The following is a 12,664-nucleotide window of genomic DNA, read 5'->3' on the forward strand; positions in this document are numbered from 1 at the left end:
ACCCAAGCCCACGCGCAACGCTGCCCGCCCCCAGGATAGGCAGCCTGCCTTGAGACCGCCTGACCTGACATGACAGATTCCACCGCTACGCCGGCCACTGGCCTTCCTCCCCCCTCCCCCCGCACCGGCGCCCTGAGCCACCTGCGGGTGCTTGACCTCTCGCGCGTGCTGGCCGGGCCGTGGTCCACCCAGAACCTGGCGGACATGGGCGCCGACGTGATCAAGATCGAGAAACCCGGCGAAGGCGACGATACGCGCCACTGGGGGCCCCCGTTCCTCGCTGACGAGGCCGGCGCGCCGACCCGGCAGGCTTGCTATTTCACCGCCGCCAACCGCAACAAGCGCTCGGTCACGGTGGACATGGCCACGCCGGAGGGGCAGGAGCTGATCCGCGAACTGGCCCGGCAGAGCGATGTGGTAGTGGAGAACTTCAAGACCGGCGGCCTCAAGCGCTACGGGCTGGACTATGACAGCCTGAGCGCGCTCAACCCGCGCCTGATCTATTGCTCGGTCACGGGGTTTGGCCACACCGGTCCCTACGCGGCGCGGCCCGGCTACGATCTGCTGATCCAGGCCATGAGCGGCCTGATGAGCATCACCGGCCACGCCGACGGCGAGCCCGGCGGCGGCCCGATGAAGGTGGGCGTGGCCGTGATCGACCTGTTCACCGGCATGTATGCCACCACCGCGATCCTGAGCGCGCTGGAAGCACGCCATTTCACCGGCCGCGGCCAGCATATCGACATCGCCCTGCTGGATGTGGCGATGGCAGTGCTGGCCAACCAGGGCGCGGGCTTCCTGAACGCCGGCGACGTGCCCCGGCGCCAGGGCAATATCCACCCCAGCGTGGTGCCCTACCAGGACTTCCCGACCGCCGACGGCAATATGCTGCTGGCCATCGGCAACGACGGGCAGTTCGCACGCTTCTGCGACGCCGCGGGCGTGGACTGGGCGCGCGACGAACGCTATGCCACCAACACCGGCCGCGTCAACAACCGCAAGACGCTGATCGCAATGATGATGGAGCTCACGCGCACCCGGTCAACGGCGGAATGGGTCACGCTGCTGGAAGCCAATTCCGTGCCTTGCGGCCCCATCAACAACATCGCCCAGGCCCACGCCGACCCACATGTGCAGCACCGTGGCCTGCGCGTCGAGCAAGAGCGCTATCCGGGAGCCCAGCCGCCCGCAGGCGAGTCCGTGAACCAGGTGGTCACCGCGGCCAGCCCGCTGCGCCTGTCGGAGACGCCCCCGACGCTGCGCTATGCCCCGCCCGCCCTGGGCCAGCACACCGACGAGGTGCTGCGCGAGTACCTGAAGCTGAGCCCGCAGCAGCTGGAAGCACTGCGCGCCAGGCGCGTGGTGTAAGCGGCCAGGCGGCTTTCGGCAGGCAAGAAATCCGCCTTTGCCGATTACCGATTGCACCGTGCAACGGGCACACATACACTGGCGCCGTTCGGCTGGCACGCCGCCTTGCCGAACGGTTTTTCCAGCACAAGGATTCCCGCGAGATGCCACCGGACCGAGACACCCCACCACGGATCAGCGACATCCCACGCCACTGGGCCGCCGAGACCCCCGGCCATGTGGCCGTCTTCGAGGAAGGTCGGACCACCACCTATGCGCAGCTGTGGGCGGGCATCGAGGATGCGCAGCGCTACCTGCAAGCGCAGGGCGTCGGCACCGGCGATCGGGTGCTGATCACGGCCGAGAACTGCCTGGCAGTGATCACGCTGGTGTTCGCCTTGTCAGAACTGGGCGCGTGGCCGGTCGTCGTCAACGCCCGCCTGTCGGAGCGGGAAATCGAGGTGATCCGCGCCCACTGCCAGCCGCGCCTGATGCTGTTCACCCACGCGGTGTCGCCCGATGCCCTGCGGCACGGCGTGCGCTACCGGGCCAGGGAGATTGCCCCGGCCGGCCTCGGCCCGCTGATGGCAGGCGCTGTCGACGAGGCCGGCGAGCGCGAGCCTGAAGCGCTGGCGCGTGACGTCGCCGCGTTGATCTACACCTCAGGCACCACCGGACAGCCCAAGGGGGTGATGGTCACCCACCGGGGCCTGCTGCACTTTGCGCGGGTCACGGTGGCGTCGCGCCGCATGCAGGCAGACGACTGCGCCTATGCAGTCATGCCCATGTCGCATATCTTCGGCTTGGGGACGCTGCTGGTCTCGACCCTGCAGGCCGGCGCCAGCCTGTACCTGAGCGCGCGCTTCAATGCCGCGGACGTCACCGCTGCGATCCGGCAGGGTGCGATCACGCTGCTGCAGGGCGTGCCGACGATGTTCAACCGCATCCTCGCCCATGTGCGGGCAACGGGAGCGCCCCTGCAGCCTTCGCCGCGGCTGCGCTATCTCTACACCGGCGGCGGGCCGCTTGATCCGACGCTCAAGCACGACGTCGAGGCGATGTTCGGCCAGCCGCTGCACCATGGCTACGGCATGACCGAATATGCGGGGTCGCTGTTTGTGACCCGCATGGACCGGCCGCGCACCGACTGCTCGGCGGGCGAGATCGTCGAAGGCGCAGAACTGCGGGTGGTTGGGCCGGAGGGCAAGCCGATACCGCAGGGGGAACCCGGCGAGCTATGGATCAGGGGGCCCGGCGTGATGCGCGGCTACTACCGCGCACCGGACCTGAGCGTCGAGGCCCTGCGGCCCGACGGCTGGCTCAACACCGGCGACATCGGCCGGCTGGACCCCGACGGCGCGCTGTTCATCGTCGGCCGCACCAAGGACCTGATCATCCGCTCGGGCTTCAATGTCTACCCGATCGAAGTCGAATCGGTCATCAACACGCATCCGTCCGTGCGCGTGTCGGCCGTCATCGGACATCCCACCGTGGACGGCAACGAGGAAGTGATCGCCTTCGTCGAGATCAGGGATGGCGAGAAATTCGACGCGCAGGCCCTGCACGACTACCTGGTCGACCGCCTGTCGCCGTACAAGCGCCCGGAGCGGATCCTGCGCGTGGCCTCGATCCCCACCACGGCCAGCGGTAAGCTACTGAAGCACCAGCTTCGGCAGATGCTGGCGGACAAGCCCTAGTCCTGGCGCCCCAGGCCGTCCTCGACCAGCAGGTCCACCAGCTTGCGCGCAAACAGCGGCAAGGCGCCGAGGTCGGCCACGCATACCTGCAGCTTGCGCTCGGCCCATTCATCGTTGAGCTGGACGATGCGCAGCGCCATCGTCTTCGCATGGCGGCTGGCGGTAGTCTCCGGCAACACGCCGACGCCGACATTGGCCTCGATCATCCGGCACGCGGTCTCGAAGTTGCTGACCTGCACGCGCCAGCGCAGCGTGCGCTGCAGGTCGGCCGCGGCCCGCATCAGGAAATTGTGGATCGCGCTGGCCTCGGGCAGACCGATGAAGTCATAGTCCAGCGTATCGATGAAATCCACGCTGCCGCGCTCGGCCAGGGGATGGCTCAGCGCGGTGGCCAGCACCAGGCGGTCGCGCCGGTAAGGCATCACCTCCAGCCCTTCCGTGCGCACGTTGCCGGCAATGATGCCGATGTCCACCATACCCTCCTGCACCGCGCGCACGATATCCGGGCTCAGGCGCTCGTGCATGTCGATGGTCACGTCCGGATGGCTGACGAGATAAGTGCGCAGCACCGCCGGCAGGAACTCGCTCATTGCGGTGGTGTTGGCGAACACGCGCACATGGCCTTTCACGCCCGCCGCGTATTCCTGCAGATCGCCGCTCAGCTGCTCCAGCTGGCGCAGCACGCGGCGCGCATGGGCGAGCAGGGTCTCCCCCGCCCCGGTCACCTTCACGCCCTGGCTGCTGCGGCTCAGCAGCTTGACGCCGACGTGTTCCTCGAGGTTCTTGATGCGCGTGCTGGCCGCGGCCAGCGACAGGTGTGAGCGTTGCGCACCGCCGGTCAGGCTCTGGGCCTCCGCAATATGCGTGAACAGTTTCAGGTCGACCAGATCAAAGCGCATGACATCATTCCGCAGCGTAGGGCCGGATTATCTCGCAAAGCGCGGCGCTCAGTACACTCTGGCGGGCGCAATTTGCAGGGGCCGGCACCCTCGCATCGGGGACCTGATCCCGGAAGCTTGCGAACGTCAGGTAGATTATTGGGAACTAGTCAGGCGACCGAGCGCTGCCGCTGCGCCGCGCGCACCACCGCCAACCGCCTGGCAGCCTCCATCGATAAGCCGAAGCGGTCGTAGAAAGCGCAGTCCAGATCACTGCTGGCTGGCCAGCCGACGCGCCGCCGGGCATCGCCAATGCCGGCATCACCGGCCATGACCTCGAACAGCAACCGCATCAGCCGTTGCGTGCGGCACAGGTCGGTCAGCGCCGTGCCCTGCGAAAACAGCAGGCGGCGTAGCTGTGCCGTGGACATGCCCAGCCGTTCCGCGATAAACGCAGCATTCCAGGCGTAATGCGGTTGCAGGAAGACTCGCTTGCAGATGCGGTGGTGCAGGCATTCCTGCTGCGCCGCAGGGATCATGCGCTGGATTTCGAGGGTGCACGCGGCCGGCTGAGTGCTGCTGCCATCCAGGTGCAGCGCAAAGGTTTCAAACGGTTCGATGGTGAGCTGCTGGCCCGGCAGCAGCAGACGCTCATAGCCGCGGCGCCTGAGCACCAGCCTGCCGTGGGCCGTAGAGACCGACAGCGGGAAGGCCAGCAACAGCTGCTGCAGGCTGACGTGCATGTGGGACTGCAGATGGACGTGCATGGTGGCTCGGGATGCGGACAGGATCAGGCTGCATGATCGCCGCTAATTGGATTGCCCGCCTCTGCCATTTCCGAATGCACCGTTCACCGCCGCCGCATGGCCGTTGGTGCACGATGGACACTTGAACTGCCGGGGTGTTTGCTCCCTCTCCCGCCTGCGGGAGAGGGTTGGGCCTTCAACGGGCGTTGTGCTGGATAAAACCGAAGGCCCCGCTTGATGTGGTTCCCAGCTAAACCACCCCTCACCCCGGCCCTCTCCCCCTTGCGGGAGAGAGGGGAGCCCCACGCTGGCCATACCGACTTGCTCGAAGATCACGCGGTGAACGGCAGGCTGCGATGCCGCTTGCCGGTGAGCGCCGCGACGGCGTTAGCCAGTGCCGGCGCGATCGGCGGCACCGCGGTCTCGCCAATGCCGGTCGGCGGGTCGGCCGACGGCACGATATGCACCGCGATCTGCGGCGGCATGTCCGCATGCGTGGCGAGCCGGTAGTCGTTCCAGTTGCTCTGCTGGACCACGCCATCCTTCAGCGTGATCTGCGCGCCGGGCAGCGTGGTGCCCAGCCCCATCATCATGCCGCCCTGGACCTGCGCCTCGACCGTGCGCGGATTGATCGGCATGTTGCAGTGGACGGCCGCAGTGACCCGGTGCACCACCGGCTGGTTGCCGCGCATCGAGACCTCGACGATATACGCGACCACGGTGTCGAACGATTCATGCACCGCCACGCCCCAGGCACGCCCGGCCACGAGGCGCCGCTTGCCGTAGCCCGAGCGCTCGACCGCCAGGTCCAGTGCCGCCAGGTGACGCTTGTGCTCACGCAGCAGCGTGCGGCGGTACGCCACCGGATCGATCCCGCCAGCGCGCGCCAGTTCATCGACCAGGGTCTCCATGACATAGGCCGTGTGCGTGTGCCCCACCGAGCGCCACCACAGCACCGGAACATTGACCTTGGGATGATGGATCTCGAGCGCGATCGGGAACGGATAAGCACTGTCGCTCACACCCTCGACCATAGTCGAGTCGACCCCGTTCTTCACGGTGAAGGACTCGAACGGGGTGCCGCTGGTTATGGACTGGCCGACGATCACGTGCTTCCAGGCCAGCACCTTGCCCTTGCCGTCGTGGCCGATTTCAACGCGGTGCAGGTGCATCGGGCGGTAGTAGCCGCCGCGCACGTCCTCTTCGCGCGTCCAGATCATCTTGATCGGCTCGCGCCGGCCGGCCGCATAGCGCGCCTTGGCCACCTGGGCGGCCTCGAACAGGTAGTCGGACGTGGGCACGGCACGCCGGCCGAAGCCGCCGCCGGCCATCATGGTGTTGAACGTCACCTGTTCCGGCTTCAGGCCGAGCACGGCTGCGACGTTGGCCTGGTCGACGGTCTGGAATTGCGAGCCGGCCCAGACGGTGCATTGGTTGCCGCGAAAGTCGATGGTGCAGTTGAGCGGCTCCATCGGCGTGTGCGCCAGGTAGGGAAAGACATACTCTGCGGTAAGCTTGTGTGGTGCGGTGGCAAGCGCCGAAGTGTCCGCCGCCCTGGCCTGCACGCCGGGCCGGGTGACCAGTTCGCGGTAGCGCGCCAGCAGTGCGTCGCTGTCCGGCTTCTCGACACCGCTGGTGTCCCATTCCACCTGCAGCACCTCGCGCGCCGTGCGCGCCGGCCAGAACCCATTGGCCACGATCGCCAACCCTGTCGCGCCGCCGGCCAGTGGCACCTGGTAGACCTCTTCCACGCCGGCGATGGCCTTGGCACGCGCGGGGTCGAAGCGCGCGACCCTGGCGCCGAACACCGGCGGATGCACCATGACCACGGTGCGCGTGCCGGGCAGCGCCATGTCGATGCCGAACTGCTGCCTGCCGGTGGACTTGTCGCGCGCGTCGAGCCGGCCGGTGGGCTTGCCGATGAGCCTGAACTGCTGCGGCGATTTCAGCTGCACGCTCGCCGGCACCGGCTCGGCCAGGGCCGCGGCGGCCAGCTCGCCGTACGTGGCTCGGCGGCCGTCGGGCGCGGTCACCACGCCGGCCTCGGCCTTCAGCTGCCCGGCCGGCACCCCGAAGCGCCTGGCGGCCGCCCCGAGCAGCATGGCGCGCATGCGCGCGCCGACCTCTCGATACTGCGTCCACGAGTTCTTCATGCTGGTCGAGCCACCGACCATCTGGATATGGAACACCGGATCCTTATAGGCCTCGCCGGCCGGGGCCAGCTGGCAGCGCACCTTGCTCCAGTCCGCGTCCAGTTCCTCGGCCACCAGCATCGGCAGTGCCGTCTGCACGCCCTGCCCGAATTCAAGCTTGCCGATCGTGACCATCACCGTGCCGTCGGCATCGATACTGACGAAGGCCGACGGCTGCACCGGCGCCTTGGGCTGCGCCGCCGCCCCCGTCTGCGCGCTAAGCGGTACGGCACAGAGCGCGAAGCCCGAGCCGACGCTCAGCTTCAGGAAGGTCCGCCGGTCGATGCCGCCGCTTGCCTGCTGCATGAGTCTCATGGCATCTCCTCAGCCGATAGCCTTGGCTGCATCCTTGACCGCGGCATGGATGCGCGCATAGGTGCCGCAGCGGCATAGGTTTGCGCTCATGGCCTGTTCGATGTCGGCATCGGTCGGGCGCCGGTTGACCTTGAGCAGCGCCACCGCCGACATGACCTGGCCGCTCTGGCAATAGCCGCACTGCGTGACGTCGTTGCGCACCCAGGCCTCTTCGACTGCGCGCCCCACCGGGTCCTCGCCGATGCCCTCGATCGTGGTGAGTTGCCGGCCGGCGATGGAGGACACCGGCGTCACGCACGCGCGGCGCTGCTGGCCATCGACATGGACCGTGCACGCGCCGCACACCGCGATGCCGCAGCCGAACTTGGTCCCGGTCAGGCCCAGCGTGTCGCGCAGCACCCACAGCACCGGCGTGTCGCCGGGCACGTCAACCTGCTGGGTCTTGCCGTTCAGTTGAAAGGAGATCATGGCTGGCTCCCGTTGCTCGTGCCCGTCGTCTGGGTCAAGGCGCCCGATCCGGCGATGGCGCGCAGGTTCTTCAGCAAGGCTTCGTCGGCGGCGGCACGCGTGGGCCCGGCAGAGGTACGCAGCGGCTCGCGCGTATCGCACGGCGCACCATTGCGTATCCACTGGCGCACCTGCTCGTCGAACGCGGGCTTGTCCAGCGGCGGCAATTCGCGCCCCGGCCCCGGTTGCCAGCCCCAAGCCACTAGGTGGTCGGTCACCATGTGTTCTTCGAGCATCGCCAGCGAGCGGCCGCCGTTGGTCCTGGTGTCGCGCAAGACCTTGCACAGCGCCGGCCCGGACAGGCCCAACCATGACATCTTCATCTTCGCTGGCGGCATGTGCCAGCCCGGCTGGCCGTCGGTATCGAGCCCGGGCGGCGCATGCGCGAGCGGACTGTTCTGGGTGGCATGGCAGGTGGCGCATTGCAGTGGCGGCACGCCTTTGCCGTCGGCGCCACGCTGCACCGGTGGAAAGTGCACCCGTTTCGCATCGCCCTGCAGCGGGCCGTCGGGCACGTGGCAATTCAGGCAGCGGGCATGCAGCAGCACACGTTCGATCTGCGCGAAGGCCTGCAGCCCGGCGTTGCGGTCGGGCGTGGCGGAAACCTGCGTGGGCTGGAAGGCTCCGCCGGGCCCGGCAGCAAAGGCGAGCGCCGGAAGCGTCAGGACGGAGCCCGCCAAAAGCTGGCGAGTGGCGGCGACGAGAGGGTTGCGGGCGTGATGCATTATGGGGCCTCCTCCTTCACCGTCGTCGGCGTGCTTGATCGTTGTAGTGCCTGATGCGATCCCTGGCAAGGCGAAACGGCAGGAGAGGATCGAGGTGCCCGGATCGGCAAGCAGCACTTTTTCGAGATGGTCACCAGTGCTGCAATGTCGCAATGAAGTTCTATCATGCAGACGAAGCGCACTGCCGATTGAAGGGCATGGCGCGCTCCGACCAAACGGCCTGTGATGCATATGGACCAAGATTCGCGACAAGACGCGTCCGATGGATCGGTGATGTTCGCGGACGTCTGCGACAGCACCAGACTCTACGAGCAGGCCGGCGATGCCGTGGCGCTTGGCGCAATCCGCCAGTGCCTCGCGCTGATGAAGTCCCACTCCGCGGCCGCGCAAGGACGGGTGGTCAAGACCATCGGTGACGAAATCATGGTGCTGTTTCCCGCGGCGGAGAATGCGATGCGGGCGGCACTGGACATGCAGGAGGCCGTCGCCGGGCTGCCGCCGATCATCGGCGCACCGCTGGCAATTCATATCGGCTTCCACCATGGTCCGATCCTGTCGGACGAATCCGGCGACCTGTTCGGCGACACCGTGAACCTTGCCGCCCGACTGGCCAGCCTCGCGTCGCGGGGCCAGATCATCACCAGCAAGAACGCGGTTGAGCAACTGTCCGCGGGGCTGCGCCAGATGACACGCTACCTGTATCCGATACAGGTGCGCGGCAAGCACCAGGTGATCGAGCTGTATGAAGCGATCTGGCAGCAGAGCATCGACCTGACCCTGGTGGCCCCGGTGGATCTCGCATTGGCCCGTTCGGCATTGCTCTCGCTACGGTATCGGGGAACCGTCTTCGAAATGAACACCGCCTCGCCGCCTGTCACCATTGGCCGGGACACGACCATGAGCATTGTGGTCACGGACCGGCAGGTGTCGAGATTCCAGGCCACGGTGGAGCCGCGCGGCGGCCGCTTTGTCCTGATCGACAGAAGCTCGAACGGCACCCACGTGAAGATCGATGGCGAAAACGCGCTCATCCTGCGCCGTGACGAAATCACGCTCAGGGGTCATGGCTGGATTACCTTTGCCCAGCCGAAAGAATGCATCGACGAGGGTATCGAGTTCTTTGTCGACGAGAAGTGATGCTGGCAGGAAGGAAGCCGTGCGGCCGCAACCCATCGGAACAGGCCGCGGCCGCGCGTGGCGGGTTACCCGCCCAGCTCCTGAAAGGCGTGCCCGTTGGCTTCCAGCCCCTTCAACATACCGGGTGGCAATGCGCTCTCCGGAACCGTCCCTTCAAGTTGCCACTCCTTTGCGTCGGCGAGGTCCTGAAGTCCTGCCCCCTTGCGCACATAGAGCCCCAGCGTCGGTTTCAGCAGATTGATGTAAAAGTCGTACTCCTGCATTTGCGAATCTCCCACGAAAGTCGTGATTGCCCTGGCTCGTGCGCTCAAGCGCTGGAGTCTCCTGCCGCGACGGTGCTATCCGCCTGCTTGGGTGCAGCGCCCTTGGCAGCAGCTTTGCCTGCCTTCGGCTTCTTGACGGCTTCCATCTTCCTGAAGACCACGGCGTCGCTTGCTTTGTCGTAGCCGAGCTCGACGCTGTCGCCGGATTTCAGCTTGTCGCCGAGAATCTCCTTGGCCAGCCCGGTCTCGACCGACTGGCGGATCTGGCGCCGCAGCTCCCGCGCACCGAACTCAGGCTGGTAGCCCACCTCGACCAGATGATCGACCAGGTCATCGTCGAGCTTGACCGTGATGTCCTGCGCGGCGGCGGTGCGCACCACGCGCTCCAGCTGGATCTGCACGATCGCGCGGATGTTCTCGCGCGACAGCGCATGGAACACGATGATGTCGTCGATGCGGTTCAGGAACTCGGGCCGGAAGTGTCCCTTCAGCACCTTCATCAGCGCCTCGCGCAAGTCCTTCTCAGGCATGCGCTTGTCCTCGGGCTGCTCCAGGTTATCCATGATGATCGGCGCGCCCAGGTTGCTGGTGGCGATGATGACGGTGTTGCTGAAGTCCACCACGCGGCCCTTGCCGTCGGTCAAGCGGCCATCATCGAAGACCTGCAGCAGCACGTTGTTCACGTCCGGGTGGGCCTTCTCGATCTCATCCAGCAGGATCACGCTATAGGGCTTGCGCCGCACGCGCTCGGTCAGCTGCCCGCCTTCGTCGTAGCCGACATAGCCCGGGGGCGCGCCGATCAGCCGGGCCACCGCATGGCGCTCCATGTACTCGGACATGTCGATGCGGATGATGGCCTGCTCGTCGCCGAACACGGTTTCCGCCAGGGCCTTGGCCAGCTCGGTCTTGCCGACGCCGGTCGGCCCGAGGAAGAGGAAAGTCGCGATCGGGCGGTTGGCCTGGCCCAGGCCCGCACGCGACAAGCGCACCGCGTCGCTGACCGCGACCACCGCGTCCTCCTGCCCCACCACCCGCTCGCGCAGCCGCGCTTCCATCTTCAGCAGCTTCTGGCGCTCTTCCTGGGTCAGGTCGGTCACGGGGATGCCGGTCAGGCGCGACACCACTTCGGCAATGGCCGCGACCGTCACCTCCAGGGTCTCCGACCCGGTCTTGCGCTGCCAGGCCTCGGTCAGCTCATCAAGCCGCTTCTGCTTGTGGTTGATGCGGTCCTCGAAGCCCTTGGCCTCGTCAAAGCGCTTGCGCGACGACGCATAGTCCTGCTCGCGCTTGAGCTGGGCGATCTCGGCCTCCAGTTCCTGGATATCCGCGGGGCGCGAGGTGGCGCCGATGCGCACGCGCGCCGCGGCCTGGTCGATCAGGTCGATGGCCTTGTCCGGCAGGAAGCGCGAGGTGATGTAGCGGTCCGACAGTTCCGCCGCGGCGACAAAGGCGTCGTCGGCGAAGGTGACCTGGTGGTGCGCCTCAAGCTTGTCGCGCAGGCCGCGCAGGATGACGATGGTCTGCTCGACGGTTGGCTCCGGCACCAGCACCGGCTGGAAGCGACGCTCCAGCGCCGCGTCTTTCTCGATGTACTTCTGGTATTCGTTCAGCGTGGTGGCGCCGATCAGGCTCAGTTCCCCGCGCGCCAGCGCGGGCTTGAGCACGTTGGCGATATCGAGCCCGCCCTCGCCGCCGCCCTGCCCCGCGCCGACGATGGTGTGCAGTTCGTCGATAAACAGGATCAGTTCGTCGTTCTTGGCCGTGACCTCATCGATCAGCTGCTTGGCACGCTCCTCGAACTCGCCGCGGTACTTGGCCCCGGCGACCATCGAATTGATGTTCACCTCAACCAGACGCTTACCGCGCAGCACCTCCGGCACATCGCCATTGACGATGCGCTGCGCCAGGCCTTCCACGATGGCGGTCTTGCCCACGCCTGGCTCGCCGATCAGCACCGGGTTGTTCTTCTTGCGCCGCGCCAGCACTTCGATCGTGCTCTCGATCTCCTGCGCACGGCCCAGCACCGGATCGAGCTTGCCCTGCCGCGCAATCGCGGTCAGGTCGCGCCCGAACTTGTCCAGCGTGGGCGTGCCGGTCGGCGTGTCGACGCGGCCGTCTTCAGCGCCTTTGCCGACCACCTTCACCACCTTCTGGCGCAGCGCCTCGGGGGTCACGCCGTATTTTTTCAGCAGCGTCCCGGCAATACTGTCCGGCACCGAGGCCAGGCCGATCAGCAGGTGCTCGGGTCCAACGTAGGAATGCCCCAGGTCGCGCGAGGCCTGGAAGGCAAACTGGAAGGCCTTCTTCAGCCGCGGCGAGATCGTCATCCGGTCGATGGCCGCGTCGGGTTCGGCGGTTCCGGTCTGCGCATGCTCGTCGATATAGCCCTTGATGTCCTGCGGCGAGAGTTTGAGCTCCTTGAGCAGCGCCGTGCAGACATCGGTATCGGCGAGCACGTAGAGCAGGTGCTCGGTATCGAGTTCATTGCGCCGCAGCTCGTGGGCCTTCTCCGCGGCGCGCTGCAGCAGCTCCATGGTCTGCTCGCTGAAGGCATCGGTGGGGTCGACGGATTCGCGCGGAACTTCGGTGGAGTACCCGGGATGCTCGTCGTCATCCATCCCGCCTCCCATTCCGCGGAAGAAGCGGGACAGGCCGCCGCCACCCAGCAGGGAGTCGAACGGGTTGAGCATGTCCTGGTGGCGCAGCAGCTGCCGGTAGTCGTAGTCGCAGATCGACATCGTCTTGCGCTCGCCGTCCTGAACCACGGTCACCCGTGCCACGGCGGGACGTGCGTTGCAGATTTCGCATAGGGTCGGCATGATGGACTTTCCTCCACAGGTAGGTCACATTGCTTCAA

Annotated in this window: 10 protein-coding genes; 3 read left to right on the plus strand and 7 right to left on the minus strand. The window is 66.8% G+C overall.

Going from position 1 to position 12,664, the window contains the following annotated elements; genetic code table 11:
- Positions 1-69: 69 nt before the first annotated feature.
- Together AC1Q7H_RS12345 and AC1Q7H_RS12350 are read left to right on the plus strand one after the other, a co-directional pair.
- Positions 70-1,368: a CaiB/BaiF CoA transferase family protein gene (locus AC1Q7H_RS12345; protein WP_013952989.1), complete on the plus strand. Its 1,299-nt coding sequence runs from the start codon at positions 70-72 to the stop codon at positions 1,366-1,368.
- A 143-nt stretch (positions 1,369-1,511) separates the two neighbouring features.
- The gene (locus tag AC1Q7H_RS12350) at positions 1,512-3,044 is read left to right on the plus strand and encodes a class I adenylate-forming enzyme family protein (RefSeq protein WP_492381336.1); all 1,533 of its coding nucleotides are present in this window, start codon (positions 1,512-1,514) and stop codon (positions 3,042-3,044) included.
- On the opposite strand, the gene AC1Q7H_RS12355 is transcribed toward AC1Q7H_RS12350, so the two are convergent.
- From AC1Q7H_RS12355 to AC1Q7H_RS12375, 5 genes are all read right to left on the minus strand, one after another.
- Positions 3,041-3,943: a LysR family transcriptional regulator gene (locus AC1Q7H_RS12355; protein ID WP_013952991.1), complete on the minus strand. Its 903-nt coding sequence runs from the start codon at positions 3,941-3,943 to the stop codon at positions 3,041-3,043. The two genes, AC1Q7H_RS12350 and AC1Q7H_RS12355, sit on opposite strands and share 4 nt — an antisense overlap.
- A 149-nt stretch (positions 3,944-4,092) precedes the next feature.
- Positions 4,093-4,689 (minus strand): helix-turn-helix transcriptional regulator, encoded by a 597-nt coding sequence (locus tag AC1Q7H_RS12360; RefSeq protein ID WP_013952992.1) that lies wholly within the window; start codon positions 4,687-4,689, stop codon positions 4,093-4,095.
- Positions 4,690-5,000: 311 nt separating this feature from the next.
- Positions 5,001-7,175 carry a xanthine dehydrogenase family protein molybdopterin-binding subunit gene (locus AC1Q7H_RS12365; protein ID WP_492381337.1) on the minus strand — a complete coding sequence of 725 codons (2,175 nt, stop codon included), beginning with the start codon at positions 7,173-7,175 and terminating at the stop codon, positions 5,001-5,003.
- A 9-nt stretch (positions 7,176-7,184) separates the two neighbouring features.
- On the minus strand, positions 7,185-7,643 hold the full coding sequence (locus AC1Q7H_RS12370) for a (2Fe-2S)-binding protein (RefSeq protein ID WP_013952994.1): 459 nt from the start codon (positions 7,641-7,643) through the stop codon (positions 7,185-7,187).
- Positions 7,640-8,560: a hypothetical protein gene (locus AC1Q7H_RS12375; RefSeq protein WP_492381338.1), complete on the minus strand. Its 921-nt coding sequence runs from the start codon at positions 8,558-8,560 to the stop codon at positions 7,640-7,642. The genes AC1Q7H_RS12370 and AC1Q7H_RS12375 overlap by 4 nt, the downstream gene beginning before the upstream one ends.
- A gap of 78 nt (positions 8,561-8,638) precedes the next feature.
- Here AC1Q7H_RS12375 and AC1Q7H_RS12380 point away from each other — a divergent pair, with 78 nt between their 5' ends.
- The gene (locus tag AC1Q7H_RS12380; protein ID WP_013952996.1) at positions 8,639-9,544 is read left to right on the plus strand and encodes an adenylate/guanylate cyclase domain-containing protein; all 906 of its coding nucleotides are present in this window, start codon (positions 8,639-8,641) and stop codon (positions 9,542-9,544) included.
- Between the two features lie 65 nt (positions 9,545-9,609).
- Here the strand turns inward: AC1Q7H_RS12380 and AC1Q7H_RS12385 are convergent, their stop codons facing one another.
- Together AC1Q7H_RS12385 and AC1Q7H_RS12390 are read right to left on the minus strand one after the other, a co-directional pair.
- The gene (locus AC1Q7H_RS12385; protein ID WP_013952997.1) at positions 9,610-9,807 is read right to left on the minus strand and encodes a hypothetical protein; all 198 of its coding nucleotides are present in this window, start codon (positions 9,805-9,807) and stop codon (positions 9,610-9,612) included.
- A gap of 44 nt (positions 9,808-9,851) precedes the next feature.
- Entirely contained in the window at positions 9,852-12,626 is a 2,775-nt protein-coding gene (locus AC1Q7H_RS12390; protein WP_492381339.1) for an ATP-dependent Clp protease ATP-binding subunit, read from the minus strand.
- Positions 12,627-12,664 lie beyond the last annotated feature (38 nt).

The organism is Cupriavidus sp. GW823-FHT06D04 (assembly GCF_058795055.1).

What these genes read in the sequence shown, in the direction of transcription:
- AC1Q7H_RS12380 (WP_013952996.1), top strand. Translation starts at nt 8,639, where the DNA reads ATGGACCAAGATTCGCGACAAGACGCGTCCGATGGATCGGTGATGTTC.
- AC1Q7H_RS12345 (WP_013952989.1), top strand. Translation starts at nt 70, where the DNA reads ATGACAGATTCCACCGCTACGCCGGCCACTGGCCTTCCTCCCCCCTCC.
- AC1Q7H_RS12350 (WP_492381336.1), top strand. Translation starts at nt 1,512, where the DNA reads ATGCCACCGGACCGAGACACCCCACCACGGATCAGCGACATCCCACGC.
- AC1Q7H_RS12355 (WP_013952991.1), bottom strand. Translation starts at nt 3,943, where the DNA reads ATGCGCTTTGATCTGGTCGACCTGAAACTGTTCACGCATATTGCGGAG.
- AC1Q7H_RS12390 (WP_492381339.1), bottom strand. Translation starts at nt 12,626, where the DNA reads ATGCCGACCCTATGCGAAATCTGCAACGCACGTCCCGCCGTGGCACGG.
- AC1Q7H_RS12360 (WP_013952992.1), bottom strand. Translation starts at nt 4,689, where the DNA reads ATGCACGTCCATCTGCAGTCCCACATGCACGTCAGCCTGCAGCAGCTG.
- AC1Q7H_RS12385 (WP_013952997.1), bottom strand. Translation starts at nt 9,807, where the DNA reads ATGCAGGAGTACGACTTTTACATCAATCTGCTGAAACCGACGCTGGGG.
- AC1Q7H_RS12365 (WP_492381337.1), bottom strand. Translation starts at nt 7,175, where the DNA reads ATGAGACTCATGCAGCAGGCAAGCGGCGGCATCGACCGGCGGACCTTC.
- AC1Q7H_RS12370 (WP_013952994.1), bottom strand. Translation starts at nt 7,643, where the DNA reads ATGATCTCCTTTCAACTGAACGGCAAGACCCAGCAGGTTGACGTGCCC.